The sequence below is a fragment of the Leisingera sp. ANG59 genome (assembly GCF_013317235.1).
Classification (GTDB): Bacteria; Pseudomonadota; Alphaproteobacteria; order Rhodobacterales; family Rhodobacteraceae; genus Leisingera.
Window position 1 is genome coordinate 1 of record NZ_WLCM01000020.1, and the last position, 24,562, is coordinate 24,562.

Sequence of the window (24,562 nt, forward strand, 5' to 3'; positions counted from 1 at the left end):
ACTGCCGCCGCCAGGTGGTCAGCAGCGACCGGCAAATGCCATGCCGCCGCGCTGTGGCAGCCGCTTGTCGGTGGCCGATAAAGCTCTCCTCCACGATGCGCAGTTTATCATCATCTGACCAATACCGGCGGCGATCACCATCGGCAGCGGAAAGAACTTCGATTTGAGGGCGGTTATTGAAGTCGGACATAAGGCCGGACTTACCATCGGATCGATCCCGGGATCAGGCGGCCGCCGCCGGAGCCTTACAGTTCTCCGCGGGAAGCCGACTGTGCGGCAGTCAGAGAGTGCCACGCGGCAAGCCTAGTTTCCGGCCGTATCGATGCGCACTCTGTGTTCCACACGCCAGTCGGGCAGGCCGAATCCATCTGGCCACGGGTAAACTTCCTGCTGATTGAAATAGACGACTCCGGTCAGGGCCGGGTAACCGCTCTTGTCCTGGCGCACGTTCTGCTCCCAGCGCGCGACATAGGCTTCATCTCCGGAATAGCCCAGTTCAGCCACCATGACAGGCTTTCCGTAGTCTTTCACCCGTTCATACCGGGGGGCGAAAATATCATCGAAGCTCATCTCGCCGCCTCGGTAAATCTGCTCCCAGGGCTGGAGGCCGAAAACCGAAAGCCCGATGATATCGACGTAGTCGTCGCCAGGATAATAGTCCTGCAGGTTTTCATATCCCAAGGGTGACCACATGACTGCGATTTCCGGAGCCTTGTCCCGGCAGATGTCAATCATGCGCTTGAAGGCGTAGATATACGTCTCCGGCTGCCACTGAGCCCAGATGAACTGGCCGCTGTCATCGTCCATTTCCTGCGCCCAGCGGACAGTGACCTTGCTGTCGAACTCGTTCAGAACTTCACATATCGCGGCCATGTTACGGTCGTATGTTCCGTCCTGGATACCGCGGATCAGACGTTGCGGTGTGTTGCGGGCGTCGCGGGTCCATGTCCAGGGCTCGATCGTGACAAGCACTTCGCGGTTGCGTTCCTTGGCATATTTGTCGGCTTCTAGCAGTGATCCCAGGAACAAGTCTTCCCAAGGCAGGAAAAGATGCTCAATCTGGACATTCTGTTCGTCAGAGAAATCCCCATGCGGATCATAGACGCCAAAGGGGAAATCTCCCGGCGGCGGCGGGAAGGATTGCAGGGCAGTTCCGCTGAATGCTGCAGCCACTGCAGCGGTGATCAGGAGGTGCCTGTTTAGTAGGGGCATGGTCTACTCCGTCTTCTGCTGGAACAGGGTCTTTCCCGGCCATTCCAGGTTCATTTCGTAGGCAACTGTACCCGGCGGGCCGAGACCCGCGCCGGATACGATGTATTTGGGGGTGTAAGGTGTGAAAACGCCGCTTCCATAGGACAGCGCATACAGGCTGTGCGCGCCCTGGCCGCCAAGTGCGGCAGCAATGGCAGCGACAAGCGCCGCACTGGCTGACGCTTGAAAGGCTGAAGCAACCGGCCACTTGAACGGTGAAATGCGGTTCTCGCGCAGGTGCTGGATCGCGATCACGGTGAACAGCAGCGTGTAAACGGCGGCGTTCAACAGGCTCAGCACCACAAAGCCCGCCGCCTCTTTCAAGTCCTGCACGAAAAGCGGCGGCAGTGCTGCCCCCAGGGCCAGCAGCAGGTAGGGCAGCAGAACCCGCAGCGGCACGGGCGGGGTGGTGCCTCCGCCCTTTGGGGTTACGCGGAAGTCGACAAAGCCGCCGCGCAGCCGGTCGGCGATGGCCATGCTGCAGCCCAGCAGAACCCAGGGCCATTGCGCACAGGGAAACAGGGCGCGCTCCCAGCTGAGCACCTTGGCATCGTGGGGCCTGAGAGTGACCCGCGCCCGCATCAGATAGACAAACAGGATAACCGCAGCAGTCGCAGGCAGCGCGTGCAGAACAAAGCCGATGAAAGTCACTCCCGCGAACCTGATATCAAACAGCAGCGCGGCAATCGGGAACATGTACATCAAGGCCATGAACAGGGCGAACAGCGGATACCACAGCTGACACAGCAGGAACTGAAACCGGAGCCGCGGCGGCAATCCCTTCAGATAGCGGGGAGTATGGGTTAGCAGCAGCGTTGTCAGGCTGCGCGACCATTGGAATTCCTGGGTGGCAAGATCGGCCATGCAAGCCGGGCCGGCGCCATGTGCAATGGCATCCGCGACGTGTGTGCCGCGCCAGCCGGCGGAATTCATCAGCATCGTTGTGGAATGATCTTCCGCCAGCTCCGGTCCCAGACCGCCCGCCTGCCGCAGCGCGCGCGTGCGCACGGCGTAGTGCGACCCGATGCACATTGGCGCCCAGCCGGCGCTGTAACCCAATTGGATGCCTCCATGGAACGGCGCTTCGGCATATAGCCGCATGCGTGCAGCCCAGCTCTCGCTTGCATTGCTGCTGCAAATTGACGGGGCGCTGACATAGCCTGTTTCCGGGTCATCGAAGCCTTCCATGATGGCCTCCAGATACCCGGGCTGCGGCACATGATCGGCGTCAAGCTGGGACACGATGTCGTATGTTCCATAGCCGTAAAAGTCATAAAAATAGGCTAGGTTTCCTTCCTTGCACCGGGTCCTGCGCGGCCATTCTTTGCGGTGGTATGCGTCAATCCCCTTGCGGGTCGAGATCCTGACACCATGAGCCGCGCACCAGGCGCGGGTTTCCTCGTCCGGATCTTCATCGGCCAGCCACGTATCATGCGGCGGTCCTTGCGCCAGCATGGCCGCCAGGGTCTCTTTTAGCACCGCCAGCGGTTCTGCCGGTGTCTTGGTGGTGACCATCGCAACCCTCATTGGCCCTTGCAGCACAGACCGCGGACGTCGGCGGGTGCCGTTCAGGAAGAACAGCATGAAATAAGCCTGCAGGAAGTAGAGCCAAAAAATGGCCAGTGAAACAAAAACATAGCGCCCGGTGCCGATATTGTGGCCTGGCAGCAGCCACCAGTGCCAGAAATAGGCAGCGGCCAGCAGCCACAGGGCAAACACTGCAGCGGCAGCCCCGTCAAAGCCGCGCGTGCGGCGGGCTGAGGCCCGGTTATTCCGCGGCATGGCGCCCATCGCGTGCCTTTCTTGCGTCTGCCAATCCAAAGGACGGCGCGGCGTCGCTGATAATCTGTTCCAGCCCGGAACGTTCAGTGCGGAAGCCCAGCGTTTCTGACGCGAGGGTCGCGTCCGCCGTCAGTGAAGGCGGGTCGCCGGGGCGGCGCCGGGCCTGTTTATGCGGTACCGGTGCTCCGGTTACCCTTTGGATTGCCGCCAGCACTTCAAAGACCGTGTGGCCGGTGCCGCTGCCCAAGTTCAGGGCGGTGCTGGGGCCGCCCGCCGCCAGGTATCCTGCCGCCAGAACATGGCCGCGGGCCAAGTCGCTGACATGGATGTAGTCCCGCTCGCAACTGCCGTCCCGCGTGGGGTAATCCGTTCCGAAAACCTGCAGGGGGCCGCGCTGGCCGGATGCTGCTTGCAGCGCCAGTGGCAGTAAATGGGTTTCCGGGTCATGGCGCTCGCACAGCTCTCCTTCGGGATCCGCACCGGCAGCATTGAAATAGCGTAATGCCGCAAACCGCAGCCCGTGCGCGGCAGAGCAGTCGCGCAGCATCTCTTCGCACATCAGCTTACTGCGGCCATAGGGGTTGATAGGCGCCTGCGGTGTGTTCTCCCGGATCGGGCAGTCCGCAGGGGTGCCGTAGGTGGCGCAGCTGGAGGACAACACGATTTGCTCTATTCCGGTGCCAACACAGGCATTGATCAACGAGATCATGCCACCGGCATTATTGTCGTAGTAGAAAACCGGCCGATCCACCGACTCGCCGACATAGGCAGAAGCGGCAAAATGCATTACAGCTTTGATGCCATGCTCGCGGATGGTTTCGCCCAGCGCTGATTGATCGCGCACATCTGCGTTGACGAAAGGCCCCCATTTTACCGCATCCGCATGCCCGGTGCTCAGATTGTCGACCGTGACCGGCAGATAACCCGCCAGGCTCAGGGCCTTGCATGCGTGGCTGCCAATGAAGCCGGCGCCGCCTGTCACGAGTATGGGAAACAGCCGTGTCATCACCGCGCCGCCGCCGTCAAATGACCTGCTTCCGCCATTTCAGCCTGAAAGTGGCGGATGGTTCGGTGCAGCCCGTCTTCCAAACGCACTTTGGGCTGCCACCCGAGTTTGGACCTGGCAACGCTGATGTCGGGCTTGCGCTGCTTCGGATCGTCCTGCGGCAAATCCTTGAACACCACTTGCGATCTGGTACCGGTCAGGGTGCAGACCTTGCGGGCCAGTTCCAGCACAGTGAATTCGCCCGGGTTGCCGAGGTTCACCGGCGCCGGGGCGGCTTCATTCAGGTCCATCAGCGCTTCGATGGCGTCCAGCAGGTCGCCGGAATAGCAGAAAGACCGGGTCTGCCCGCCGCTGCCATACACGGTTATGTCTTTGCCCCGCAGCGCCTGGTTGATGAAATTGGACACCACACGGCCGTCCTGCGGATCCATGAATGGGCCGTAAGTGTTGAATATCCGGGCGATGGCGATCTGCACGCCGTAGCGATGGTGATAGTCATGAAACAGCGTTTCCGCGGCGCGCTTGCCTTCGTCGTAGCAGGCGCGCGGCCCGAAGGTATTGACGCAGCCACGGTATCCTTCCGGCTGCGGGCTGATCTCCGGATCCCCATAGATCTCGGAAGTGGACGCCTGAAACACCTTGGCACCCTTTTCCCGGGCCAGTTCCAGTGCGTTCATTGCACCCATCACGCTGGTCTTGAAGGTGTGAATGGGGTCTAGCTGGTACTTCGGCGGAGATGCGGGACAGGCCAGGTTGAATATCTGATGCACCGGTCCCTTGAGCTGGTAAGGGGTAATAACGTCATGCTCGATAAAGCGGAAACTGCGGTGCGACATCAGCGGCGTGATATTGCGCATTCTGCCGGTTTGCAGGTTATCCAGGCAAATCACCTGATGGCCCTGCTGCAGCTTGCGGGCGCACAGCTGCGATCCCAGAAACCCTGCTCCCCCGGTAACCAGAACCGTTCTGCGCAAAGGCAGGCACGGTTTCACCGGCGTGTGCGTCACACGCTTATTCCCTCTTGGCAGCGTCATGTACCGAACCCCCATTTGGTACAGCACCGCAATACGATTGCCGGGAAGATTTTCCCTGAATTTCCGCCTGAAACGGCGGTTTTCCTTCTGTCGGCTGGCCTTGCATTTACGCCTATGAACCAGCGCGTTTGGACAAACTTAATTGCGTTGCGTCTTACAATACCCTGCACGCCTCAATAAAAACGATAGGGGCGGGGTAAGCCCCATCAAGAACAGGAAGCGCTTCTAATACTTAATCGTGCCGGACTACCACTTTTGGGAGGGTGCCAAGATCAGGTTTCTATCCTCAGGGGGATTTGAGTCCAAAAATCTCGCCGATACCGTGTCTTGTCATAGTAAGCGCAGCGTACAGTCACATACTGCCAACCCTCGAGGTGCTAATGTTTTTTCTGCGGTTCTTTAGGTTTATCCTGCGCGACAGGCAGGTATTGGGCAGCGTTGTTTCAGCTTTGTTACCCAAGCCCGCCTGTTCTGCTGCCGGGGCGGTTTGCCTGAAGGCGTATTCAAACCGGCGTGGTTATTTTTGCCAGTCCGCTTCCGGAAACTTTCAAAGCACAGGGGCGCGCAGGAGCATCTTCCTTCTTTCACTCCGGCCTATGGTTTGACTTGCCAAAAAAATACACCAGCTAAAATAGAGTATTAAACTGGGCAACGCCGTTGGCCCTTGTTGGTCGGGCATCGCCGGGTGCGTGGTAATTGGCCGCGTTCGAGGGCGCAATTCGACGTGCATCTGAATGGGAATTCGTAATTTCAGGCAGAAGAAAAGGGGCAACAGATGAAACTGGCAAACATTTTGGCAGCCGCCGCAGCGGGCCTAGTTCTGTCCGGGTGCGAGGAATTCGAAGGTGAGCAGGCTCCGGAGGTTACGCCACCGGAATACTATCCGTGCAGGGAATTGCCGCAAGCCCTGGCACAAGCCGACGCGGTCGTCCGCAACCCTGACAGGCTGAGCGGAAATGAGCAGAATTACTGGTTCGATCGCCAGGAGCGCTTGGTCAAGCGTGCCTGGGAATGCAAATCGTAGCCAACCGGTTACGGAGCGGGTTGGAACCTTCGGCGCATGGGGCAGTTGCGGCGCAAATGCCCGGTGCAAGTGGTGCGGTATGAACGGGGCCTGTCCCTAGCCGTCTCGTTCCAGTCTGGGGGTTTTCCGGGACGGGCGACCGGCGGGTCAAAGCGCTGCCCGCTCAGTACCGGACGGCGGACCGGACCGGTCAGGGCGGGCAGGAAACCTGTGATGAAGGCAATCCAGGCGGCGGTCCACAGCAATGCGGAAGAGCTAACCAAAATCTCTGAAAAAGCGGGTACTGCCGGCGCCGCGAGCCGCAGCCAGACCGCTGTCCAGATCAGACCGGCCCCGGCAGAAAATCCAGCGCCAGCGCGCATCTTACCGTCGTCTGAATGGGCCGCGGCACGACCGGCGATGGCCATGATCAGTCCGGTCATTGCGCCAATGGTGATGGCATGAACGGCTGCGGCGGGCGGGTAATCCGCAAGGTTCAGTTCGGAGAACCCGACCGCAAAGGCGCCCAAGGGCAACCAAAGGAAGCCAAGGTGCAGGGCTGCCAGCAGAGGGTTTGACAGGGCTGCTGCAGTTTGCCAGCCGGACATCATCCAGATCATCGGAACGGCCGCCGCCGTCAAAACGGCCTCAGCCGCATGGGAAGCTCCGGCCAGCTGCAATGCCAGCGCCAGTACCAGCAGCACTTGCGCTGTTCCGCGGGTCCGCGGGCGATCCCTGAATTGCAGGTCCGGGTTTCCTGTCTGCGCTAGCCAGTTACGGGTGAAGGCGGGAACGGCCCGCGCTCCAACGCTGAACAGGAGCAGGGCCAGACCGCTGATGACCGTCTTTGCAACTTCCAAACTTCCATAGACGTTTCCAGTCCCGGCTCGTGCAAGGAAAGCGGCCTCCCCCAGCCCCAAGGCCAGGACGGCAGCCGCAAACCCCAGCTTTCGGAAGGTCCGTGCCGCAATTAACTCACTCAGCAAATACCCGGCAAGGCCTAGAGAAAATGCGCCATTCAGCAGCAATGGAACTGCCAACGGCATCGCAGAAAAGGCTGCAATTGCGATCCGGGCCAGCAGCCAGACCGCAACCAGCGCCAAAAGGCCCGCCCCGCGCAGGGGTGGCCGTCCGGTCCAGCCGGGCAGCGCGGTCAGCAGGTAGCCCGCAATGGCAGCTGATGCAAAGCCGAACAGCAGCTCGTGCACATGCCACAAGACAGCAGGCTCCAAAGCCGGCTCCGGCAGCCCCAGCTGCGCGCCCAGCGGCCACCATGCGACAGTCAGAAGCGCACAAAGAAACGCCAGCAGGAACAGCGGCCGGTGCGGGGCGTCCCAGAGGGCGCTGAAGTCCCGGCGGCGGATCACGAGGGTGTTGAATCCGCGGACCAGGACACGCCGCTTGGCCCGGTTAAGAAGCCGTCGCTAAGGCGGGTTTGCGGAGATGCCTGTTGCACTGTTGCGGCAATGGCACCCGCAGGCGCGGCGCCGTCCAGCCGGTCGCGGTATACTTGGCACAGCCGGCTGAAACCCTGGGATTGCGGCGACAGGCGCAGGGCGGATACCCCGGCTTCGGCCAGAGCCTCAATCTGGTAGTCGGCGCAGGCATGGCTGTGCGACAGGGTCTGAACCCCGTTCATCGCCATGAAGGGCTGATCCTCCAGCGTCCGCACCTCAAGCCCGTCGGGGTCATCCTCGCAGGCGAATTGGCAATTGTCCTTGGTCCGTTTGTGAAGCCGGGCATGATAGCAGCGCCCCGAGATCGCCAGCGGCAGCCGTCCGTGGCCCCAAACCTCGATGGCAACACCCAGCTCCTTGCCTGCGCGGCTGAGTGTCTCAACCGACGCCAGCGGCAGCTCCGGCGGCAGGCAGGCACGGGTGGCCCCCAGCGATGCCAGCCAGGCCAAGGTGCCCTCATTATAGACATTGACCAGCGGTCCGACGTGAAAGCCCATGCCCTCGGGCAGATGCGCCAGCGCCGTCAGGTCGTTGATCTCGACCGTCACCCCCATCGCCGCAAGGTCCGCCGTCAGCTTGCGCTCGCGCTTAAGCGTGACAAGGGCAAGGCTCGTCAGCACTGCCTCCTTGCCCGCTTCCGCCAGCAGGGAGAGTGCCTCAGGGATGCGGTCCTGGTAGAAGGGCAGGCGTTTGGAGCAGACCAGCTCGCCCAGAACAACACGGTCAACAGGGGCCTCGGCCAAAGCGCCGTAAAACACGCTCCAGCTTTCGGCCGGCCAGAAGAATTGGTTCGGCCCGACAGTCAGTTCCATTCTGTTATCTCCAGGTTTTCTTGTAGGCGCCTGTGGTCATCGCCTGGCCCTCGGACAGCCGCGCCAGCATGCCCTGCGGCAGCGGCTGGCCTGCTTCCAGCGCATCAACGGCAGCGCGGAAGTTGCGCACCACCTGCGCCACATAGGACTTCGAGCGCTGTCGCCCTTCGATCTTCAGTGCGGTGACACCGGCCTTCTGAAGCTGAGGGATCAGCTGTTCCGCGTTGAGGCTGACCGGGTCTTCAAACAGGTGGCCGGTCTGGCTGCCGGCGGAGAAACACCCTTTGCACAGGGTCGGGTAGGGCGCGGGCTCGTCTTTGGCCACGCGGTGGATGGTAAACCCGCCCAGCTTGGCGTCCAGGGCGCCGTCGTCGTCGCGGTATTCCACATGGCTGGCGGGGGAGCAGACCCCGTTCATGTTCGGAGACAGCCCGGTTGCGAAAGACGAGAGCGAACAGCGCCCCTCGGCCATAACGCACAGCCCGCCAAAGACGAAGACTTCGGTTTCCACTTCCGTTTCTGCATTGATGGCCGCGATTTCCGGCACCGACAGAACCCGCGGCAGCACCACCCGTTTCACGCCGAAAGTGCTTGCGTAGAAATTGATGATGTCGGCATTGGCGGCCGCAGCCTGGACCGAAAGGTGCAGCCGCAGGCCGGGGTGGCTGCGCGCCGCGTAGTCCAGCAAGCCGGGGTCCGCCAGGATCACCGCATCCGCACCCGATTGCGCGGCGTCGTCAATGGCGCGGTGCCAGAGCGACTGATTGCCTGCGCGGGGGAATGTGTTGATCGCCACCAGCACCTTGGCGCCGTGACCGTGGGCAAAACCCGCCCCTTCGCGCATTTCCGCGCGGTCAAAGTTGAGGCCTGGGAAGTTGCGGGCGTTGGTCTCGTCGTTGAAGCCGCAATAGACCGTGTGCGCCCCGGCCTTGACGGCGGCACGCAGGGCCGCGGGAGTTCCTGCGGGGCAGACGATTTCCATCACCATGCCGCTTCCTCCTCCGGCCGGGCGAGCGAAACACCCGTGCGTTGCTCGGCGAAGGCAACGGCCCGCAACAGAAAGCGGGCAAACGGCCCGGACATCGCGGCGATCTCCTGCGACAGATCCAGTTCTGCATCGTCCACCGCATTGCGCAGCGCCAGCGCCGCGGCAGTATCGCCTTCGATCACCAGGTCCCGGGAGAAGAACAGCGCATCCCCGTCATAGGCCCCATGGACCAGCCCTAAAAGCGCAGCAAGGGGGCCGGAAATCCGGGCGTCGCCGTCACCGCTGCCACGCAGGGCGCGGACCTTCGGCTGGCCGCCATTGGGTTCAAGGCAAAGAACAATGGGCAGATCGGCAGGATCCAGGATAAACCGCTTGCAGCCGTGCTCGCCCAGGCGGCGGAACAGGCCCGGGTGACGCTTGGCAATCCGCCGGGAACAGGCCGTGAGAGAAAGCGATACGGGAACAAGGGGCACGACACGCAGCAGCCGCGCAAGGGCCGCCGGGCAAATTGGGATTTGTGGCTGGGCGTGTGGCAAAAATTAATCCTTTCCCGCCGGTGGCTTCATCTGCAGCGGGTGTATGGCCCCGCACGCGGCCGGAGTTTGACGGCGGACAAATTCGCGGCCGGAAACTTTGCTAGGGGTCGGCGGAAATCAGCACTGGAGCGGTCCCATTCGTACTCTTCCGCCATATCCCAGCCTCCGCCATTTCCTGGATTGGTGTGCGTCTAAAGGGCAGTTTCAGAGGATTTCCGATCCGGTTTCCGTGCGCCATCAGATGACAGCGGTGCACCGCACAGTGCTGGAGGCTGGCGGCCCGGTGCTGCAATTCGACCGCCCGGGTCTGGACGGTGGCCAGGTCTCGGGCATCCCGGTCGTGGTGAACCTGTTTGGGACTGCTGAGCGCGTGGCGGCCGGGCTTGGGGTCGCTCAGGACGGCCTGGATGATCTGGGAAGCTTTCTGGCGGCCCTCAGGTCGCCTGCTCCGCCGGGCAGTTTGCGCGATGCCTTGTCCCGCTGGCCCATGCTCAAGGCAGCGCTGGCCACCCGGCCGAAGATGTTGAAAACCGCTCCGGTTCAGGCCGTCACCCGCGAGGGGCCGGATGCCAGCCTTGATGGCCTTCCGGTGCAGACCCATTGGCCGGGGGATGCCGGGCCGCTGATCACCTGGCCCGTTGTGATCACCCGCCCGCATGGCAGCGCGCCGGAAGCAGTCAACAGCTACAATGCCGGGGTCTACCGGTCCCAGGTTCTGGGCCGCTCGCGGTTGATCATGCGCTGGCTGCCGCACCGGGGCGGCGCTGCCCATTACCGCAGCTGGGCCGGGCAGGGAGAGCCGATGCCGGTTGCCGTGGTTCTGGGAGCGGACCCCGCCACGCTTTTGTCCGCGGCGCTGCCCTTGCCGGAAACCGTGTCGGAGCTGACCTTTGCCGGTGCCCTCAGCGGCGCACGCCCGCGCCTGGTGCCCTGCAAGACCATCCCGCTGATGGTGCCCGCCGACGCCGAGATCGTGCTGGAGGGCTGGGTATCGGCATCAGATACCGCACCCGAAGGCCCCTTTGGCGACCATACGGGCTATTACAACCCGGCAGAGCCCTTTCCCGTCATGCAGGTGAGCGCGGTGACCCATCGCGAGAACCCTCGATACCTGTCGACCTATACCGGCCGGCCGCCGGATGAGCCCGCCATCATAGGCGAAGTGTTCAACCGGCTGGCCCTGCCAACGGTGCGGGCGCAAATCCCGGAGATCCGCGACCTGTGGCTGCCGCCTGCCGCCTGTTCCTACCGCATCGCCATTGTCAGTATCGACAAACGCTACCCCGGGCAGGCGCGCCGGGTGATGATGGCGCTGTGGGGGATGCTGCCGCAGTTCAGCTATACCAAGATGATGATCGCCGTGGACGCCGATGTTGATCCGCAGAACTGGGATGACATCGCCTGGGTGCTGGCAACCCGCATGGACCCGTCCCGCGATGTCATGATGCTGGAGAATACCCCGATGGACTACCTGGATTTCGCCTCGCCGCAGGCAGGGCTTGCGGGCAAGATCGGGATTGATGCCACAACCAAGATCGGAAGCGAAACGGCCCGGGAGTGGGGGCAGGTCATGCAAACAGATGCCAGGGATACTGCCTTTGCCGCGGATCTTGTATCCCGGCTGATGCCGGAGTTGCAGGCATGAGCGGGCGCCGGATCGTGCTGGGTGTTTCGGGAGCCTCCGGCGCACTGCTTGGCCTGGCAGTGGCGCGGCACTTGCGCCGGCTGGGGGTGGAGATTGATCTTGTCACCAGCGCCGCGGCGGAGCGGACACTGGCCCAGGAATGCGGCGCCGGCGCTGCGGAAGAACTGAGGGCAATGGCAGCACGCTGCCATCCGGTGCACGACATCGGCGCTGCTATCGCCTCAGGCTCCGTGCCTGTGTCCGGAATGATCGTGGCCCCGTGTTCGATGCGCTCGCTTGCTGCCATCGCGCATGGGCTTGACGACAATCTGCTGACACGCGCCGCTGGCGTGCAGCTCAAGGAGCGCAGACGGCTGGTTTTGCTCGCACGCGAGACGCCGCTCACCTTGGCTCACTTGAGGAATATGGCATCAGTAACGGAAATGGGGGCCGTGGTGATGCCGCCTGTTCCCGCGTTTTACCTCGCGCATGGCACCCTGGCGGAGGCTGCCAGCCAAGTTGCTGCCCGCGCGGTTGACCTGATGGCACTGTCGGACCCTTGCGCCCAGCCCTGGTCGCCACAGCAAAGCGGCTGATCGCGAGCCGGAAGGGCCTGGGCACTTCGGCTATGGAGCGGTGCTCCGGTGAGGGAGCTCCGCTGCAGGAGGGGGCGTATCCCTACTGTTGCAGTGGACCAGTTCAGAGGCGGATGCTCAAGACGGAGTGCTGAGCAAGACTGAGCAGGATTGAAATGGGCTGCATTGGCATTGGCCGTCCAGATTTCTGTGCCTCTCTTTGCCGTAGCATCCGGACTGGCAACCGCCAGGAAGCCTTGCCGTGGCGCTGACTGGCTCCATATTCAGCAGTGGCGCGCACGCGAAGATTGCTGCATGGCACTGGGTTGAAAGTGCTGCGCCTTGTCCTCTTTCGATCCAGCGGGTTTGGGTGACGTTACCCGGCGCCCGGAGGAGGCTATTATGACACCATTCTCGCGGGTCTACTATTTTGGCGACAGCCTGACCGATGAAGGAAACGCCGTGAGCCTTCTGGCTTCGGTGATCGAGCCGGTCATCCTGCTGGATCTGATCGTCAGTTTCGGCGGTTTTCCGTCGTCGCAGGATCTGGACCGCCTGCACAACGAAGCCAAAATCCTGGCCCGGCAGAGGATCATTGACAGCTTTTCCGAAGTCGGCCCGGAAGGCGCGGTGACCAACGCGCTGACCCATGCCAGCTACGCGGCCGCCCTCGGCGGGTTCCAGGTCGTGAACTATGCGGTTGCCACGGCGACGGCTTTGGGGGACAGCGTTCTTGAGGACCTCATCGATCTTGAAGCCCAGGTTGCCGATTTCGCAGAGGATGCCGCCGGTGGGGTGCCGCCGGACTCGGCAGCGTTCTTTCTGATCGGCGGCAATGACTTCATTGATCTTCTGGGAACCGTTCAGGAACAGCAGATTACGACACGGGCTGATTTCCTGGCCCTTGCGGCACCGGTGATGGAGGGCTTGATTGCACAGATCGTTGCCGCCGCTGAGACTGCCAGCGCTGCCGGTGTCGGAACCGTGTTTCTGGCGACACAGCCAGCGGATGGCTTTTATCCGAGATTTGACACGCTCTCTCCGCTCTATGCGGGTTTTGCCGATCTCCTGATCGACACATTCAACGGCATGATCGCAGATAGTGTCATCAGCCTTCGCGCCGCAGGTGTCGATGCCAGGGCTGTTGATCTCTTTGCTGTTTCGGCTGCAATTACGGAAGATCCTGCAGGGTTTGGCATCCTTGCGGACCGGACGGATTACCTGATCGACGGAAGCGCTTTCGACAGTGACCAGGTGCTGGCCTGGGATTCAATCCACCCGGCAGAAACACCGCACCAGATTTGGGGCGCATATTCTGAATTCGTCATGGGCGGCGGCAACACGACCCTGATGGATGATGGTTCCGCATTCGTGAAGAAGGGCGCGGCTGCAGATGCGGTTTTCGCGCTTGGCGGCAATGACACCGTCCAGTCTGGCGGCGGAGATGACGCCGTGGCAGGGGGCAGCGGCAATGACGTGATTCACGGTGGCTGGGGCAACGACATTCTCCTGGGCGGCAGCGGCAGCGACACGGTGACCGGAAACAAAGGCCGCGACATCATCAGTGGCGGAGATGGGGATGACGAACTTCGCGGCGGTGCTGGAAACGATGTGATCGTGGATGGCCGCGGCGATGATCTGGTGTTCGGCGGGGCGGGCGACGATACATTCATTTTCACGGAGTCCAGCCTGATCGGAGGCGGCGGGCCTTCAAATGATATCTTCCGCGGCGGGTTGGGGAATGACACCCTTTATCTTGTCCTGGACGATGCCAGTTACCTCGAATTCGAATCCGGCAACACCGCGGGCGTTCTGAACAATCTTGGCATCACTGTTTTTGGAGTGGAATTCATGCACGCCATAGCCGGCCGCGGCGGCATTGGGCCTGCATTCGACAGCTTCGACTGGTTCCCTGCAGCCGACTACTGGGGGGTCGTTTCTGCCCCGTCATCCGGCGAAGCGCTGCTTCTCTGAGTGCAGGGAAGCTCAAGACAGAAGCCTGCGGGAGTATCAATGTTTCACGTTCCATTTCGAGTCTTCGCAACCCGAATGGGCGAGAGGCTGATCCAAGCGTTTAGCCAGGGTACTCGGCATTGAAAAGCTTGCGCCACCGCTTGTCCCTGTGCGTCGCATCGGCTTGGGACGGTGCACAAAGTGCCGCTGGGTAGCCATGGAGCATAGCACTTGCCAGTCGAAACAATAGGCTAGCCGCCTGACTCGTTTCCAAGGGGCAACCTATCCTCAAACCGCTGAGTTCGCAGTGTTCTTGATTGAATAGGCACCTCTTCGGTGATCCCGCCGGTTTTTAGAGGGAAAGTTCCATTTCCCCACCCGTTCAGGAGGTTCGAAGCGGCTTCTGCTCAAGTGTGACGCCGTCTTCTGAGCTGTAGTGGTATGTGTGAAAATGTTGACAAATTCCATATTATGCAACACTTTCCATCATTATGGGCTTGCAAAACACAAAAATCCACACTTTCGGGCCGCTGCAATGCTTGTAAAGCTCAAGGTCAAAACGCTTGGAGGACTGGCAGAAGGATGAATGGCACCAGCATTGACTTGGACACTCTTATTTGGGCCAGATTCCAGAAAGTGCATAGGTAACGCCTATGATGTAATGGGTATTACCGATTTTTATTGATGGGCAAACCTGTCAAACTGCCAGTCGAAGAAAGAACTAAGACCAAAAAGCCACGTTAGAGGGTGACTAAAAACAACATCCAGCCAACAGAGGAAATCCATGACACAGAAAGCGTCTTTTTTAACCGCTCTGGCCTTTACTATGACGGCTGCCAGCGGGGCCTTCGCCGAAACGGAGCTGACGGTCTATACCGCGGTTGAGGCCGAAGATCTTGCCCGTTATGCGGAGACTTTCAACCAGAGCCATCCGGACATCAAGATCAACTGGGTGCGGGACTCCACCGGGATCATCACCGCCAAGCTGCTGGCAGAGCGGGACAATCCGCAAGCGGATGTGGTCTGGGGGCTGGCGGCAACCTCGCTGCTGCTGCTGAAGTCCGAAGGCATGCTCGAACCCTATGCACCTGCCGGTGTCGAAAAACTGGACCCGAAATTTGTTGATGGCGACAACCCGCCCAGCTGGGTCGGCATGGACGCCTGGGTGGCTTCGGTCTGCTACAACACGGTTGAGGCCGAGAAACTGGGCCTGACGCCGCCCTCGTCCTGGAAAGATCTGACCGATCCCCAGTATGCAGGCCATGTGATCATGCCAAACCCGAATTCCTCCGGCACCGGCTTCCTGGATGTCTCCAGCTGGCTGCAGATGTTCGGAGAGGAGGAAGGCTGGAAGTTTATGGACGCGCTGCATGAAAACATCGCGCGCTACACCCATTCCGGCTCCAAACCCTGCAAGCTGGCAGCGGCCGGCGAAATCCCAATTGGCATCTCTTTTGCTTTCCGTGGTGCCAAATCCAAGGCTGCAGGCGCACCGCTGGAAATCATTGTGCCTTCAGAGGGCGTCGGCTGGGACATGGAAGCTACTGCCATCGTGGCTGGCACCGCAAATCTGGAAGCGGCGCAAACATTGGTCGACTTCACGGTCACCAAGGAAGCCAACGAAATGTACAACACCGGCTATGCGGTTGTGGCTTACCCGGGCGTCGCCAAGCCGGTTGAACATTTCCCCGAAGGGCTGCTGGACGCGATGATCGACAATGATTTCGAGTTCGCGGCCAACAACCGCGCTGCGATCCTCAAGGAATGGCAGGCCCGCTACGACGGCAAGTCGGAAGCGAAATAAGCCTTCAGGGGCGGAGGGTTAACCTTCCGCTCCTCTGCCTTCCTCATCCTCACTGCCCCATGCCCTGAGCCATGCCGCCCGTTGACAAAAGACAGGGTGCCGCGTTGGCATATGCAAGGACCAACGACGTGCTTCAAATGACCCCGCCAAAAGAAACCTACCTGAGCATCCGCGACCTCTGGAAAGCCTTCGGCAGCTTCATCGCGCTGAAGGACATCTCCCTGGACGTGACGGAGGGAGAATTCATCTGCTTCCTCGGCCCATCGGGCTGCGGCAAGACCACCCTGCTGCGCGCCATTGCAGGCCTGGACCTGCAATCCAAGGGCACGGTGACCCAGGGCAGTCAGGATGTCTCCAACCTGCCGCCGTCTGAACGCGATTTCGGCATCGTGTTTCAGTCCTACGCGCTGTTCCCGAACCTCACCATTGAGAAGAACATCGCCTTCGGCTTGGAAAACGCGGGCCGCAGCAAGCAGGAAATCAATGCGCGGGTCGCTGAGCTGCTGGAACTGGTCGGGCTGCCTGATCAGGGCCGCAAATACCCGGCTCAGCTGTCCGGCGGCCAGCAGCAGCGGATTGCCCTGGCGCGCGCTATTGCGACAAATCCCGGCCTGCTATTACTGGATGAGCCGCTGTCAGCGTTGGACGCCAAGGTGCGCGTCCACCTGCGCCACGAGATCAAGGAACTGCAGCGCAAGCTGGGCGTCACCACCATCATGGTGACCCATGACCAGGAGGAGGCGCTGGCCATGGCCGACCGCATCGTGGTTATGAACCACGGCGTGATTGAACAAGTCGGCTCCCCGACCGAAATCTACCGCGAGCCCGCCAATCTGTTTGTGGCCGACTTCATCGGAGAGATGAACCAGATCAGCTCTTCCGTTGCCAAGGGCGGCCGCCTGGCGGTGGGCGAAAAGACCTTTGCCTGCCTGCCGCATGAATTTGCCGACGGCACGCCCGTCATTGCCGCCATCCGGCCCGAGGATGTGATCCCGCATGAGGCCGGCTACCTTGAAAGCAGCGGCAACCGGAACTGTATCGACGTTCAACTGGCGGAAATGGAATTCCTCGGCTCCTTCTGGCGCTGCCGCCTGACCAATGAACGCTTTGGCGGCAAAGAGCTGATTGCCGACTTCTCCATCAACGCGGTGCGGCGCTTGGAGCTGGAGGCCGGCTGCCAGATGGAAATCGAACTGCCCGACAACCGGCTGATGGCCTTTGCACAAGACGGGCAGGGGGCGTGACGCAGATGGCAGATACTACGCAATCCGTCATGCCTGCGGGTCCGATGACCAAGGGCAAGCTCAGCCGCGACGACATCATCATGCGCGGCAGCATGATCATCATCGCGCTTTACCTGGTCGTGTCGCTGGTCTTTCCGCTCTATGCGATGCTGTCGAAATCCTTCTCCACCTACCGGGTGGAGCTGTCGCAGTATGAATTCCAGGTTAGCGACGAGGCGGGCCAGTTCGACGGCACCATCCTGACCGGCGCGGACCTGAACGCCCGCAGCGGCACCTTTGCCGATGCCGACCTGTCCACCGGTGCCGACGGGCGGCTGCCGGTCACCGGTTTCTTCCCGGACTTCAGCTTCCGCAGCCCGGTGATGTACCAGATCCGCAATACCTCCGGCACAGGCCGCTTTCTGATCGGTTCCAACCTGCAGACCGGCACCGAATGGGTAACGCTTGATTCCAACACCTTCCGCCGGGTGCAGCTGCGCCCCGTGCAGGCGCGGGGGCTGGACAACTTCGTCTCCTACTTCTCGACGCCTGCGCTGTTCAACTCGATCAAGAACTCGCTGTGGATCGCGGTCCTCAGTACCGTTGTCACCGTCTCGCTTGCCTTCTGGTTCGCCTACGCGCTGAACCGCAGCTGCATGAAATACAAGGGCGTGTTCCGGCTGATCGCCATGGCGCCGATCCTGGTGCCGTCGCTGCTGCCCGGTATCGCGCTGGTCTATCTGTTCGGCAACCAGGGCATGATCAAGGAGCTCTTGTTCGGCGCCAGTATTTACGGTCCCATCGGCATCGTGATCGGCTCGGTCTTCTTCACCTTCCCGCATGCCTTCATCATCATCTCAACCGCGCTGGCGATCTCTGACGCCCGTCTTTACGAGGCCGCCGCCAGCCTGCGCTCCACCCCGTGGCGCACCTTCTGGACCGTCACCGTGCCCGGCGCGCGTTATGGCCTGATCTCCGCAGCCTTCGTGGTCTTCAACCTGGTGATCACCGACTTCGGCCTGCCCAAGGTGATCGGCGGCCAGTTCAACGTGCTGGCGGTGGACATCTACAAGCAGGTGATCGGCCAGCAGAATTTTGAAATGGGCGCGGTGGTCTCGGTGGTGCTGGTGATCCCGGCAATCCTCGCTTTTGCCATCGACCGCATGGTGCAGTCCAAGCAGGTGGCGCTGCTCTCGGCACGCTCGGTCCCGTATGAGCCGCAGCCGAACAAGAAGATGGATCGTATCTTCTTTGCCTATTGCACCCTGATCGGCATCTTCATCGCCGGGCTGCTGGCAGTCTGCCAGTTTGCGGCGCTGATCAAGTTCTGGCCATATGACCTCAGCCTCAGCCTCAACAACTACCAGTTCGACAAGATGGATGGCGGCGGCTGGGGCTCCTATGTGAACTCGATCAAGCTGGCGCTGATGACGGCTGTGGCTGGCACCGCGGTCGTGTTCTTCGGCGCCTATCTGGTGGAGAAATCCAAGGGCTTCCGCACCGGGCGCGCCATCTTCCAGATGTTTGCGATGCTGCCGATGGCAATCCCGGGCATGGTGCTTGGGCTGGCGTATATCTTCTTCTTCAACAATCCGGCCAACCCGCTCAATGCGATCTACGGCACCATGGCGATCCTGGTGGTCTGCACCGTCACCCACTTCTACACGGTGTCGCATCTGACGGCGGTCACCGCCCTCAAGCAGATGGACCGGGAGTTTGAATCGGTTGCCGCCTCGCTCAAACAGCCCACGATGAAACTGTTTGCCCGCGTCACGGTGCCGGTCTGCCTGCCGGCGGTGCTGGACATCTCGATCTATCTCTTCGTCAACGCGATGACGACGGTGTCGGCTGTGGTGTTCCTCTATTCGCCCAAGACGACGCTGGCGTCGATTGCGGTGCTGAACATGGATGACGCGGGCGACATCGCCCCGGCAGCGGCGATGGGGATGATGATCTTCTACACCAACGCGCTGGCGCGGATCATCCACTTGCTGGCCTCCCGAGGCATCCTGAGAAAAACCCAGGCCTGGCGACACCGCTAGCTGCCGTATGTTTTGCAACGCAGCCAAGTGGGGCCGGTACAGCCAAATGGTGGCGTGCCGGCCCGCATAATACCTTATGGGTTGTATTTTAAAAATAAAGACTCCAGAAAATACACTTAATAAGTGCATTGGTATCGCGTTGTTAACAGCTGTTCCCCAATTTGGCCTGGAATTGTTTATATGAGTGAGGCGAAGCTATGGGTGCGAACGAAAAGGCTGTGGTGCCGGAGGCCGGTCAGGACAGCAGGGATTTTCAGGGGGTCGTGGACGCTATCAACCGTGTCCAGGCCATTATTGAGTTTGAGCTGGATGGCACAATCATTACCGCGAATGAGAACTTCCTGGCAACGGTCGGTTACACGTTAGAGGAGATTCAGGGTCAGCACCACCGTATGCTTTGCGACCCGGCCTATGCGGCGTCCGATGAATACCGGGATTTCTGGCTGCGGCTTGCGATGGGTGAATACGCGGCAGGGGAATACCGGCGGATCGGCAAGAACCGGGCGGATGTGTGGATCAACGCCTCCTACAATCCGGTCTTCAATGCCGAGGGCAAACCAGTCAAAGTGGTGAAATTCGCCACCAACATCACCAAGGAAAAGAGCCGGACGGCGGAACAGGACGGTAAGATCGCGGCGATCAACCGGGCCCAGGCCGTCATCGAGTTTGAGCTGGACGGCACAATTCTGGCTGCGAACGAGAACTTCTTGGCCACGGTGGGGTATTCGCTTGATGAAATCCTGGGCCAGCATCACAGCATGTTCTGCGATCCGGCCTATTCCAGTTCTTCGGAGTACCGGAGGTTCTGGGCTGATCTGGCTGCGGGCGAATTCTCGGCCGGTGAATACAAGCGTTTCGGCAAGGGCGGCGAGGAAGTTTGGATCAATGCGTCCTACAATCCCATCTTCGATGCTGAGGGCAAGCCGTTCAAAGTGGTGAAATTTGCCACCAACGTCACCGAGGAAAAGCTGCGCACCGCAGAGCAGGATGGCAAGATGGCGGCCATCAGCCGGGCCCAGGCCATGATTGAATTTGAATTGGACGGCACGATCCTGACCGCCAACCAGAATTTCCTTGCGACGGTGGGGTATTCGCTTGATGAAATCCGTGGCCAGCATCACCGGATGTTCTGCGATCCGGAGTACACAAGCTCTCCCGACTACCAAAAATTCTGGTCGGATCTGGCCTCCGGCGAGTTTTCGGCCGGTGAATACAAACGCTTCGGCAAGGGCGGCAAGGAGGTCTGGATCAATGCCTCCTACAACCCGGTGTTCAATGCCGATGGCAAACCTTTTAAAGTGGTGAAATTTGCCACCAATATCACCGCTGAAAAGCAGGTCGCACAGGAAGTAACCCGGATCGCCACCCGCTTTGCAGAGCAATCCAAGAAAATCTCGGAACAAGCCCACACGGTGGCCGGCGGCGCCCAGACTCTGGGCTGCACCACTGAGGAAATCAGCGCCTCCGTCGAGGAACTGAGCGCTTCCATCGATTCGATCGCGCAGAACAGCAATCATTCGGACCAGATCGCGCAGAAAACCAAGGAAGAAGCCGACCTGGGGGCAAGGGCGATCGAACGGTCGATTGAAGCCATGGACCTGATCAATGCCTCCTCCGAGGAAATCAGCGAAATCGTCAAGACGATCAGTGAAATTGCCGGGCAGACCAACCTGCTGGCCTTCAATGCCGCGATCGAGGCGGCACGGGCCGGCGAGCACGGCCTGGGCTTTTCTGTGGTGGCCGACGAGGTGCGCAAGCTGGCGGAGCGGTCGTCACAATCTGCGAAGGAAATCAGCAAGCTGATAAATGAAACGGTGAAGCGCGTGACCCAGGGCAGCGAAGTCTCCCGAGAGGCCGGTGCCGCTTTCACAAAGATCCTCACGGGCATCTCGGATACCACCGATTCCATCGCTCAGATTTCAGTGGCCGCAAACGAGCAGCAGACAGCAGCGCGGGACGTCTCCGAAGCCATCCAGAGCATCGTGGACGCGTCCGAAAAAGCTGTCATTGCCTCGGATTCCATTGCCGCTGCCACGGAGGAGCTGAACAGCGGAGCACAGGAACTGAAGACGGAAGTCGGCCGGCTCGGCTGCTGATCCATTGCATTGGCGAAAGGACTGGCGATGAAAAAACCAGACACCGACTTCACCATGAGCGATGGGGATTTTTTCAAACTCCGCGCCATCGTTCACCGGAACACCGGGATAACCATCGGCGAAACCCGCAAGACGATGCTGGTCAGCCGCCTGCGGCGGCGGCTGCGCGAGGTCGACGAGCCGAGCTTTGCATCTTATATCTTCCGGCTCGCTTCCGACCCTGGGGAGATTCAGGAACTGACCAACCGGGTGACCACCAACGAAACCTATTTTTACCGCACGCCACGGGTTTGGGATTACTTCCAGGACGTGTTTCTGAGGGAGTTTCAGGAGCGGGGGGAGAGCCTCCGGATGCGGGTCTGGTCAGCCGCAGCATCTACCGGGGAGGAGGCTCATACCATCGGCACCATCCTGGAGCAGCAGCGGCTGGAAAATCCGGGCTTCGACTATTCCGTCCTTGGAACGGATGTGTCGTCGCGGGTTCTGGATGTGGCGCAAAAGGGGGTCTACAATGGCCGCTCGATCGCCCGCTTCCGCAAGGAACAGCCAGCGCTGTTTGCCAGCCACATGCAAGGCAGCGATGCGGAAGGGTACAAGGCGGTGCCGCAGATCCGGGCCCGCCTGAAATTCAAGCTTCACAATCTTCTGGAAAGGCTCGGCGGCACCAGTCCTTTCGATGCGGTGTTCCTGCGCAACGTGCTGATCTACTTCACCGGCGAAGATCAGGAGAAAATCCTCCGGCATGTCCGGGACCTGATCAAACCCGACGGTGTCCTGTTCATCGGTGAAAGCGAAACTCTGAACAACCTCCGCACCGGGTTCGAGCAGCTGGCACCGATTATCTACCGGCCATCCGCCAGGGTAAGCAGCCCATGTGCGTGAATGAAGTTCAGAAAATCCATGTGCAGATCGGCCAGGTGAAAACCGGCCGGGCCGGGCAGTCGCTGAACGCGATCCTCGGCTCTTGCATCGGCCTGGGGCTGCTGGATCCCGCCAAGGGGGTCTACGGGCTGGCGCATTGCCTGCTGTCCAAGTCTCCCGATCATTCGAAGGCAATCAGCGGCAGGCACGTTGATCAGGCACTCAGCTCGCTGCTGTCCCTGATGGAGGTGTCCGGCAGGGACCTGCGCAGACTCCGGGCGCTTGTCGTTGGCGGCGCCAACATGACGATGCCGGCGGATACGGATCCTGAGCGTCTTGTTGGCAGCATCAATGCGCGTTCCGCCTACCGGGCCCTGCGGGAGGCAGGCGTCCGCAACATCCACGAAGATGTCGGCGGCATGCAGGGGCGGCAAGTGAGCATCGACTGCACCAGCGGCGAATTCACTGTCAAATCCATTCCTCGCTTGGGGGCGCAATCATGAAACCGGATACCTCAACCCCGTTGAAACATGGCGCGCAAGGCCTGCCAGAGGGACAAGCGGCCTGCTCCGCAGACGGAGCAGAGGGCAGCGCCGCAGTGCGGCAGGCCACAGCACCGCCGCCCGCGGCCGAGGTGCCGCGTTATCACACTGAAAAATACGGCTCGCTCCTGATCGGCGACAGCGAGTTTGCGATCCCGGTCGCCGCGCTTCAGGAGATCGTGAACGAACCGGAGCATATTTCACCGGTGCCTCTGGCCCCGGCATTCATGCTGGGTCTGTTCAACCTTCGGGGCAAGATTGTCCCGGTCATTGATTTGCGCCGCCTGCTGGAGTTTCCGGCGTCTGACACCGTGCATGCGCGAAAGGTCGCCATCATTGAACATGGCGAACATTGCATTGGCCTGCTGTTTGACCGGACCGGCGAGGTCCTGAACGGGAAAGGCGTGGCGCGGGTGGATTTCCGCCCCAATGGCGACGGCATCAAGGATGTGGTCATCGACGGGGTGCTGAAATTCGACGGCGGCGAAAGGCTGGTGCAGATTCTGGACCCGCATGAATTGCTGCACCTGGAGAAACTGCCGCGGGCGGCCAATGAGACCGGCAAGGAAGGCGTCAAGCTCAGCAGGGGCAGAAAGCTCGCCTGCGTGTCCTTCCAAACCGGCCACACCACCTGCGCAATTGACCTTCGTTATGTAAAAGAGGTCAGAACCGTTCCGGCGCTGGAGCAGTCTTTGCTGGCGGGCGGTAACGTGATCGGCACCGCCAACCTGCGCGGCGTTATCCTGCCAGTGATAGATTTTCGGGGCTTCATGGGGGATGATGCAAAGTTTGTGCTTGGGGCAACCTTTCCCAAGGAACGCAGAATGCTGATCATCGAAACCAAGGAAGGGCCGGTGGGGCTGATGGTTTTTTCTATCGACAGTATCCTGCCGTACTTCGAGGACGAAGTTCTGCCCTTTGCCAAACTCGCCTTGCCGCGCGGCGATCTGGTGAACGGATGCCTGCTGGACAAGAACAATCAGATCGTCATGATGCTGGATCCGGAGAAGCTTCTGACGGAGCCCAGTTTCCTCGCCGCCGCAAAGTCCTGCCAGGAGGTATTCCCGCCCTCGACAGCGGAGCAAGACGCGGTTGAACTTGAGGCCCGGGCTGCACGTCGCACCTTTATCAAATTCACCTTCGAGAAGAGGTTTGCTCTCGATACGTCGCGAGTCAGCGAGGTGATCAACCGCCCCGGGGACCTGCTTGAGCCGCCGTTTTCTCTCAGCTTTGTCGAAGGCATCCTCAATTTGCGGGGGGAGCTTATCACCCTGTTCAATCCCCGGGTGCTGTACGGGCTGCCGCCGGCGTCCGGACAAGACCAGAAGGTGCTGATTTTCAGCCATGATTCTCAGAAATTCGGCATTCTTGTCGACTCCGTTGACGAAATCATCATCACGACGGAAAACCGGGTGGCTGAGTTGAAAGCCCTGGACCAGCAAAACGCGTCTAGAAGCATTACCGAGGATGTGACCGGCTGCCTGCAGCACAAAACAGCGGACGGCCGGCACGAGTCGATTTTGATCCTAGACACAACCGCTTTGGTGGACCGCTGCTTCCAGTCCGCATAGCGGAGCCTGGAAACTCAAGCGGCAGACCCGTGCCAGGAGCAGCGGCCTTTGGAAAGGCCGGCTGTTCTATAGGCATCTGCTTGCGGGGGCGGCAATTCAGGGATGCTGTCCATGGGCCATCTGTGAGGGGGCAGGAGCTGCCAAGCGTTAAGATTTCTGGCGCCCGTTAAAGTTTTTCTTGCCGGAAGAAAGGCGATGCGCTACCCGCGCCTTATCGGTCCCGCAAGGGCTAAGAGGGAATCCGCGGCGCCTGCGGGCGCCAAACGGAACTGCCCCCGCAACTGTAGGCGGCGAGTGCTGTGCCATGAAGTCACTGGACCACCCGGTCCGGGAAGACGGCACAGGCAATGACCCGCCAGTCAGGAGACCTGCCGGTGAAAACTGAAGCACACCGGACGGGGT

Annotated in this window: 20 protein-coding genes and 1 riboswitch; of the genes, 11 read left to right on the top strand and 9 right to left on the bottom strand. The window is 60.7% G+C overall.

The genetic code is table 11. The features are described 5' to 3' along the window. The 5 genes from GKC28_RS16570 to GKC28_RS16590 all read right to left on the bottom strand — a co-directional run. The coding region (locus tag GKC28_RS16570; RefSeq protein WP_174148107.1) for a transposase at positions 1-190 on the bottom strand (190 nt) is incomplete at its 3' end. A gap of 113 nt (positions 191-303) precedes the next feature. Continuing rightward, positions 304-1,173: a glycoside hydrolase family 26 protein gene (locus GKC28_RS16575; RefSeq protein WP_368041133.1), complete on the bottom strand. Its 870-nt coding sequence runs from the start codon at positions 1,171-1,173 to the stop codon at positions 304-306. Between the two features lie 42 nt (positions 1,174-1,215). Then, the gene (locus GKC28_RS16580) at positions 1,216-3,033 is read right to left on the bottom strand and encodes a glycosyltransferase family 2 protein (protein ID WP_254604276.1); all 1,818 of its coding nucleotides are present in this window, start codon (positions 3,031-3,033) and stop codon (positions 1,216-1,218) included. Continuing rightward, positions 3,020-4,039 carry a UDP-glucose 4-epimerase GalE gene (gene galE / locus GKC28_RS16585; RefSeq protein WP_174148110.1) on the bottom strand — a complete coding sequence of 340 codons (1,020 nt, stop codon included), beginning with the start codon at positions 4,037-4,039 and terminating at the stop codon, positions 3,020-3,022. Before galE ends, GKC28_RS16580 begins: the two co-directional genes overlap by 14 nt. Beyond that, complete coding sequence (locus tag GKC28_RS16590) at positions 4,039-5,019, bottom strand: UDP-glucuronic acid decarboxylase family protein (RefSeq protein WP_254604281.1); 981 nt, start codon at positions 5,017-5,019, stop codon at positions 4,039-4,041. Before GKC28_RS16590 ends, galE begins: the two co-directional genes overlap by 1 nt. An 829-nt stretch (positions 5,020-5,848) precedes the next feature. Between GKC28_RS16590 and GKC28_RS16595 the strand changes: the two genes are divergently transcribed. Next, positions 5,849-6,097, top strand: coding sequence for a hypothetical protein (locus GKC28_RS16595; protein ID WP_174148112.1), 249 nt, complete (start codon positions 5,849-5,851; stop codon positions 6,095-6,097). 8 nt (positions 6,098-6,105) lie between these two features. Here GKC28_RS16595 and GKC28_RS16600 read toward each other — a convergent pair whose 3' ends face one another. The 4 genes from GKC28_RS16600 to GKC28_RS16615 are packed head-to-tail and all read right to left on the bottom strand — an operon-like array spanning position 6,106 to position 9,806. Then, on the bottom strand, positions 6,106-7,443 hold the full coding sequence (locus tag GKC28_RS16600; RefSeq protein ID WP_174148113.1) for an NnrS family protein: 1,338 nt from the start codon (positions 7,441-7,443) through the stop codon (positions 6,106-6,108). Next, positions 7,440-8,345 (bottom strand): U32 family peptidase, encoded by a 906-nt coding sequence (locus tag GKC28_RS16605; RefSeq protein ID WP_174148114.1) that lies wholly within the window; start codon positions 8,343-8,345, stop codon positions 7,440-7,442. The genes GKC28_RS16600 and GKC28_RS16605 overlap by 4 nt, the downstream gene beginning before the upstream one ends. 4 nt (positions 8,346-8,349) lie before the next feature. Further along, on the bottom strand, positions 8,350-9,327 hold the full coding sequence (locus GKC28_RS16610) for a peptidase U32 family protein (protein WP_174148168.1): 978 nt from the start codon (positions 9,325-9,327) through the stop codon (positions 8,350-8,352). Further along, on the bottom strand, positions 9,327-9,806 hold the full coding sequence (locus tag GKC28_RS16615; protein WP_368041134.1) for an SCP2 domain-containing protein: 480 nt from the start codon (positions 9,804-9,806) through the stop codon (positions 9,327-9,329). The genes GKC28_RS16610 and GKC28_RS16615 overlap by 1 nt, the downstream gene beginning before the upstream one ends. Before the next feature lie 199 nt (positions 9,807-10,005). Here GKC28_RS16615 and GKC28_RS16620 point away from each other — a divergent pair, with 199 nt between their 5' ends. The 10 genes from GKC28_RS16620 to GKC28_RS16665 all read left to right on the top strand — a co-directional run bounded on the left by GKC28_RS16620 (position 10,006) and on the right by GKC28_RS16665 (position 24,160). Continuing rightward, positions 10,006-11,514, top strand: coding sequence for a UbiD family decarboxylase (locus GKC28_RS16620; protein WP_174148170.1), 1,509 nt, complete (start codon positions 10,006-10,008; stop codon positions 11,512-11,514). Continuing rightward, positions 11,511-12,089: a UbiX family flavin prenyltransferase gene (locus tag GKC28_RS16625; protein ID WP_174148115.1), complete on the top strand. Its 579-nt coding sequence runs from the start codon at positions 11,511-11,513 to the stop codon at positions 12,087-12,089. Before GKC28_RS16620 ends, GKC28_RS16625 begins: the two co-directional genes overlap by 4 nt. A gap of 381 nt (positions 12,090-12,470) precedes the next feature. Then, the gene (locus GKC28_RS16630) at positions 12,471-14,042 is read left to right on the top strand and encodes an SGNH/GDSL hydrolase family protein (protein ID WP_174148116.1); all 1,572 of its coding nucleotides are present in this window, start codon (positions 12,471-12,473) and stop codon (positions 14,040-14,042) included. 763 nt (positions 14,043-14,805) lie between these two features. Further along, positions 14,806-15,825, top strand: coding sequence for a putative 2-aminoethylphosphonate ABC transporter substrate-binding protein (locus GKC28_RS16635; protein ID WP_174148117.1), 1,020 nt, complete (start codon positions 14,806-14,808; stop codon positions 15,823-15,825). A gap of 137 nt (positions 15,826-15,962) precedes the next feature. Further along, the gene (locus GKC28_RS16640; RefSeq protein WP_174148118.1) at positions 15,963-17,069 is read left to right on the top strand and encodes a putative 2-aminoethylphosphonate ABC transporter ATP-binding protein; all 1,107 of its coding nucleotides are present in this window, start codon (positions 15,963-15,965) and stop codon (positions 17,067-17,069) included. A gap of 5 nt (positions 17,070-17,074) precedes the next feature. Continuing rightward, complete coding sequence (locus GKC28_RS16645; RefSeq protein ID WP_174148119.1) at positions 17,075-19,090, top strand: putative 2-aminoethylphosphonate ABC transporter permease subunit; 2,016 nt, start codon at positions 17,075-17,077, stop codon at positions 19,088-19,090. A gap of 197 nt (positions 19,091-19,287) precedes the next feature. After that, positions 19,288-21,186 carry a PAS domain-containing methyl-accepting chemotaxis protein gene (locus GKC28_RS16650; protein WP_174148120.1) on the top strand — a complete coding sequence of 633 codons (1,899 nt, stop codon included), beginning with the start codon at positions 19,288-19,290 and terminating at the stop codon, positions 21,184-21,186. Between the two features lie 27 nt (positions 21,187-21,213). Then, positions 21,214-22,068 carry a protein-glutamate O-methyltransferase CheR gene (locus GKC28_RS16655; RefSeq protein WP_174148121.1) on the top strand — a complete coding sequence of 285 codons (855 nt, stop codon included), beginning with the start codon at positions 21,214-21,216 and terminating at the stop codon, positions 22,066-22,068. Further along, the gene (locus tag GKC28_RS16660; protein WP_174148122.1) at positions 22,059-22,550 is read left to right on the top strand and encodes a chemotaxis protein CheD; all 492 of its coding nucleotides are present in this window, start codon (positions 22,059-22,061) and stop codon (positions 22,548-22,550) included. Before GKC28_RS16655 ends, GKC28_RS16660 begins: the two co-directional genes overlap by 10 nt. Then, positions 22,547-24,160: a chemotaxis protein CheW gene (locus GKC28_RS16665; RefSeq protein WP_174148123.1), complete on the top strand. Its 1,614-nt coding sequence runs from the start codon at positions 22,547-22,549 to the stop codon at positions 24,158-24,160. The genes GKC28_RS16660 and GKC28_RS16665 overlap by 4 nt, the downstream gene beginning before the upstream one ends. Before the next feature lie 198 nt (positions 24,161-24,358). Continuing rightward, a riboswitch (cobalamin riboswitch) is annotated at positions 24,359-24,551 on the top strand. Positions 24,552-24,562 lie beyond the last annotated feature (11 nt).

What these genes read in the sequence shown, in the direction of transcription:
- GKC28_RS16630 (WP_174148116.1), top strand. Translation starts at nt 12,471, where the DNA reads ATGACACCATTCTCGCGGGTCTACTATTTTGGCGACAGCCTGACCGAT.
- GKC28_RS16645 (WP_174148119.1), top strand. Translation starts at nt 17,075, where the DNA reads ATGGCAGATACTACGCAATCCGTCATGCCTGCGGGTCCGATGACCAAG.
- GKC28_RS16650 (WP_174148120.1), top strand. Translation starts at nt 19,288, where the DNA reads ATGGGTGCGAACGAAAAGGCTGTGGTGCCGGAGGCCGGTCAGGACAGC.
- GKC28_RS16610 (WP_174148168.1), bottom strand. Translation starts at nt 9,327, where the DNA reads ATGGAAATCGTCTGCCCCGCAGGAACTCCCGCGGCCCTGCGTGCCGCC.
- GKC28_RS16595 (WP_174148112.1), top strand. Translation starts at nt 5,849, where the DNA reads ATGAAACTGGCAAACATTTTGGCAGCCGCCGCAGCGGGCCTAGTTCTG.
- GKC28_RS16655 (WP_174148121.1), top strand. Translation starts at nt 21,214, where the DNA reads ATGAAAAAACCAGACACCGACTTCACCATGAGCGATGGGGATTTTTTC.
- GKC28_RS16625 (WP_174148115.1), top strand. Translation starts at nt 11,511, where the DNA reads ATGAGCGGGCGCCGGATCGTGCTGGGTGTTTCGGGAGCCTCCGGCGCA.
- galE (WP_174148110.1), bottom strand. Translation starts at nt 4,039, where the DNA reads ATGACACGGCTGTTTCCCATACTCGTGACAGGCGGCGCCGGCTTCATT.
- GKC28_RS16580 (WP_254604276.1), bottom strand. Translation starts at nt 3,033, where the DNA reads ATGCCGCGGAATAACCGGGCCTCAGCCCGCCGCACGCGCGGCTTTGAC.
- GKC28_RS16640 (WP_174148118.1), top strand. Translation starts at nt 15,963, where the DNA reads ATGACCCCGCCAAAAGAAACCTACCTGAGCATCCGCGACCTCTGGAAA.
- GKC28_RS16660 (WP_174148122.1), top strand. Translation starts at nt 22,059, where the DNA reads ATGTGCGTGAATGAAGTTCAGAAAATCCATGTGCAGATCGGCCAGGTG.
- GKC28_RS16665 (WP_174148123.1), top strand. Translation starts at nt 22,547, where the DNA reads ATGAAACCGGATACCTCAACCCCGTTGAAACATGGCGCGCAAGGCCTG.
- GKC28_RS16605 (WP_174148114.1), bottom strand. Translation starts at nt 8,345, where the DNA reads ATGGAACTGACTGTCGGGCCGAACCAATTCTTCTGGCCGGCCGAAAGC.
- GKC28_RS16635 (WP_174148117.1), top strand. Translation starts at nt 14,806, where the DNA reads ATGACACAGAAAGCGTCTTTTTTAACCGCTCTGGCCTTTACTATGACG.